This window comes from Nonomuraea sp. NPDC059007 (assembly GCF_042740555.1).
In the GTDB taxonomy this organism is placed as follows: domain Bacteria; phylum Actinomycetota; class Actinomycetes; order Streptosporangiales; family Streptosporangiaceae; genus Nonomuraea.
In genome coordinates this window covers 1-3,733 of record NZ_JBHYJD010000116.1, presented here as the reverse complement: position 1 = coordinate 3,733, position 3,733 = coordinate 1, and the positions used below count along the sequence as shown (strand labels likewise).

The 3,733-nt window shown below is 72.1% G+C and carries 4 protein-coding genes; 1 reads left to right on the top strand and 3 read right to left on the bottom strand.

Annotation, left to right across the window (positions count from 1 at the left end; all coding sequences use genetic code 11):
- Positions 1-85: 85 nt before the first annotated feature.
- Positions 86-757, top strand: a complete 672-nt coding sequence (locus ACFWY5_RS57915; RefSeq protein ID WP_379612548.1) for a response regulator — start codon at positions 86-88, stop codon at positions 755-757.
- 9 nt (positions 758-766) lie between these two features.
- Here ACFWY5_RS57915 and ACFWY5_RS57910 read toward each other — a convergent pair whose 3' ends face one another.
- The 3 genes from ACFWY5_RS57910 to ACFWY5_RS57900 all read right to left on the bottom strand — a co-directional run.
- Positions 767-1,921, bottom strand: a complete 1,155-nt coding sequence (locus ACFWY5_RS57910) for a metallophosphoesterase (RefSeq protein ID WP_379612547.1) — start codon at positions 1,919-1,921, stop codon at positions 767-769.
- Positions 1,921-2,559: a DUF2306 domain-containing protein gene (locus tag ACFWY5_RS57905; RefSeq protein WP_379640391.1), complete on the bottom strand. Its 639-nt coding sequence runs from the start codon at positions 2,557-2,559 to the stop codon at positions 1,921-1,923. Before ACFWY5_RS57905 ends, ACFWY5_RS57910 begins: the two co-directional genes overlap by 1 nt.
- Positions 2,560-2,786: 227 nt before the next feature.
- Positions 2,787-3,733: ABC transporter permease (locus ACFWY5_RS57900; protein ID WP_379640390.1), on the bottom strand; the 947-nt coding region annotated here is incomplete at its 5' end.

Genomic DNA, 3,733 nt, shown 5'->3' with positions numbered 1-3,733 from the left:
CCTGCGGCGGCACGCTGACCGCCGGCCCGCTCGAACCGTTCGCCTGGTCCGTACGGGCCACCCTTCCCCTCCAGGAGCAGCACCGATGATCCGTGTCCTGCTGGCCGACGATCAGCGCCTCGTGCGAGCCGGCTTCGCCGCGCTGCTGTCGGGCGCCGACGACGTGGAGGTCGTCGGCGAGGCCGGCGACGGGCTGGCCGCGATCGAGCAGACGCGGACGATCCGGCCGGACGTCGTGCTGATGGACATCAGGATGCCGAGAATGGACGGCCTTGAGGCCACCCGCGCGATCCTGTCCTCGCCCGCCACCGCCGAGGTGAAGGTCGTCATCCTGACGACCTTCGAGATGGACGAGTACGTGTTCGACGCGCTGCGGGCGGGCGCCGCCGGTTTCCTGGTCAAGCACGGCCTGCCCGACGAGCTGATCAACGCCGTGCGTACCGTGGCGGCCGGGGAGGCCATCCTGTCCCCGGGCGTGACCCGCCGGCTGATCGCCGAGTACGCGCGCCGGGCCAGGCCGCTCGACCGGCGCGCGAGCTTCGGCGAGCTCACCGACCGGGAACGCCAGGTGGTGACCCTGGTCGCCCGGGGCCTGGACAACGAGCAGATCTCCGGCGCGCTGTTCCTCAGCAACGCCACGATCCGCACCCACGTGAGCCGGGCGATGATGAAGCTCGATCTCAGGAACCGGGCTCAACTCGTGGTCTTCGCCTACGAGAGCGGTCTGGTCAGCCCCGGCTGGGACCATCAGGCCTGACCGCGGCCGTCAGATGGCGAGTTCCACGATCGTGATGTCCGGCGGCGCGCCGACCCGGACCGGCGGGCCCCAGAATCCCGCCCCCTTGGTCACGTAGAGCTGCGTGTCGCCGAAGCGCCCGTGCCCGGCCAGCGTCGGCTGTGCCCAGGAGGTGATCAGGTTCAGCGGCACCATCTGGCCGCCGTGGGTGTGCCCGGACAGCTGGAGATCCACGCCGTGCCGCATCGCCTCGTTCACCTGGATCGGCTGGTGAGCGAGCAGGATGACCGGGCGGTCCCGGTCGCGGTCGCCGAGCGCCAGGTCGTAGTCGGGTCCGTGGTCCTGCCGGGCGCCGGTCACGTCGTTGACGCCGGCGAGGTCGAGGCCGGGCAGCTCCACGCGTTCGTTCTGCAACGGCCGGACGCCCAGGTCCCGCAGTTCCTCGATCCACGCGGTCGCGCCGGAGAGATACTCGTGATTGCCGGTGACGAAGAACGTGCCGTGCCGGCTGCGCAGATCGCCCAGGGGAGCGGCGGCGGAGGCGAGCTGCTCGACGGTGCCGTCGACGAGATCTCCGACGATCGCGACGAGGTCGGCCTCCGTGCGGTTGATCATGTCGACGATGCGCTGCGTGTGCGCTCTGCCCAGCATCGGCCCCAGGTGGATGTCGCCGACCAGCGCGATCCGGAGCCCCTGGGCCTGGGCTCCGCCGCGGCGTAGCCGTACGGTGACGTGGTCGAGGCGGGGCGGGCTCAGGGCGGTCACCATGCCGTATCCGACGACGGACGTCGCGGCGGCGCCCGCCGTCACCGCGATCGAGCGGGCGAGGAACGCCCGTCGTGCCGGGTCCGGAGCCTCAAGCCGCGCCTTCGCCCGGCGTCTGCGGGTCAACGCCGCGGCCAGCCGTACCGGCTCGGCGAGAATGAGCAGGATCAGCAGGTAGACGGCCAGGCCGTACCAGATGTTGGTGGGCCACGCGATCCAGCGGGACACGGCGATGTCCAGGAAGAACGGCGTGATGAGCGCGGCCGGGACGAACGTCGCGAGCACCACCGCGAGGACGGTGCCCACGCGGCGAGCGCGGGAGCGGGCCGGCGTGGTGGCCCGGACGAGGCGGGCCCACAGGTAGATGTGGGCCAGCAGCCACATCACCGACTGTCCCGCCACCCATGGGGGAATCGTCATCAGGTCACGCTCCGGGTGCGGGACCTCCTGATGAGGATCTCCGCCACGACGAGGTTGACGATCCACCCGAGCGCCTGCCCGATCGGGATCATGGACTGGACGTCGGCCGCACCGCCGAAGGGCAGGTGGGCCAGCAGGATCAGCGGCACCAGGACGCGTGAGGTGACGGCGAGGAAGGTGAGCGCGTAGTTGCGCGTCATCCAGTTCCGATGGCGGGCGAAGTCGCGGTCGCGGGCGGCCCGGACGGCGAGCCCGCCGGTGACGAGCCACAGGACGGCGGGGACGACCAGGCCGACCTGGGTGATGAGACGGCCGGAGAGCAACGCCACCGGTATGGCGGTCAGCGCCGAGGGGAGCACGCCCGCGAGGAGATAACAACGGCCGATCATCCGGTGTACGCGCCCGCGCGCCCGGATCGCCGGGACGAACTGGAGCGGGCCGAGGACGAGCGCGATCAGCGCGGTGAAGATGTGGGCGACGAGCAGGTGGTAGTGCGTCCCGCTCGTCACCTCGAGCCGGCTGGCGTTGACGTCGAGCCCGAGATAGGGGCTGACGAGCACGGCGCCGAACACGGCCGCGACGACGAGCATCAGCCAGATCTTGCGGGCTCGCGCGGGCTCGCTTCGATGGTGGATCATGGATTTCCCCGGGCTAGTGTGTCGAGACCGCCCATCATGCGGCGCGGCGGATCGCCCGGCATCGGCCGGCGGGAGTACACGTACTGCCGTCAGGAGGCTGAAGACGCGCACGTAGGTTCCAACCCCGACGTCCCACGCGAGGCCGGGCGCTCTACCACGACCACCACTGGACCCTGAGCTCTGGAACGCGCCGCGCTCGGCCTGCGCTGAGGAGCCCGGGGATCACCTCACTCGGTCGCCACCGCCTCGATGGGCGGGCGGCGCGTGCTCCGCCAGGCGGGGATGAGCATGGACACCAGGGCGAGCGCCGCCGCGGCCGCGACGATCGACAGGAACGTCAGAGGCGAGCCGGACGGCAGCGGCGTCCCCTTCACCACCAGGCTGAACGGGACCAGCGTGGTGGCGGCTGCGACGCCGCCCAGGATGACGCCGATGATCGCCACCAGCGTGCCCTCGACCAGGACCATGCGCAGCACCTGCCCGCGGGTCGAGCCGGTGAGGCGCTGCAGGCCGAACTCGCGCCGCCGCGCGAGCGTGGCCATGACCTGGGTGTTCACCACCGCGATCACGGTGTACGCGGCGATCATCCCGACCAGCGCGTAGTTCACCCACGCCCCGAGCGCCGCCTGGTCCTGGAAGGAGCGCAGCTGTGCCGTACGGTCGCCCAGGACGACGTCGTGACGGCCGGCCGCGAAGTCCCGCAGCGCCCCCACGTCGGCGGACCGCACCAGGAGCTGCGTCGGCAGCCCCGCGGACGTGTGCGGCGCCAGCGTCCGCACCGGCATGAGCAGTGTCTCGAACCCGGGCCGGGCCGAGACGGTCGCGACCACCTTCGCCGTCAGGGGGAACCCGTCGCCCAGCCGCAGCTTGACCGTGTCACCCACGCCCACGCCCCACCGCCGCGCCAGCGGGGACGGTAGCGCGACGGTGTCGCCGGTGAGAGCGGACAACGATCCGCCGGTCACCGTGTATCCCGCTGTCCGGCTCACCCCGTCCGCGCTGACACCCTGGACCGGCCGGCCCTCGTCGGAACCGTCGGCCGGATCCATGACGAACACCGACGACGACACGACCTCCGACACCGCGCTCACCCCGGGCACCGCACGGACCCGGTCGGGGGCGGGGGGGGTGGGTACGCCCGCCGGAGGCGGGCGGACCGCCGGGGCGCGCCGGG

What these genes read in the sequence shown, in the direction of transcription:
- ACFWY5_RS57905 (WP_379640391.1), bottom strand. Translation starts at nt 2,559, where the DNA reads ATGATCCACCATCGAAGCGAGCCCGCGCGAGCCCGCAAGATCTGGCTG.
- ACFWY5_RS57915 (WP_379612548.1), top strand. Translation starts at nt 86, where the DNA reads ATGATCCGTGTCCTGCTGGCCGACGATCAGCGCCTCGTGCGAGCCGGC.
- ACFWY5_RS57910 (WP_379612547.1), bottom strand. Translation starts at nt 1,921, where the DNA reads ATGACGATTCCCCCATGGGTGGCGGGACAGTCGGTGATGTGGCTGCTG.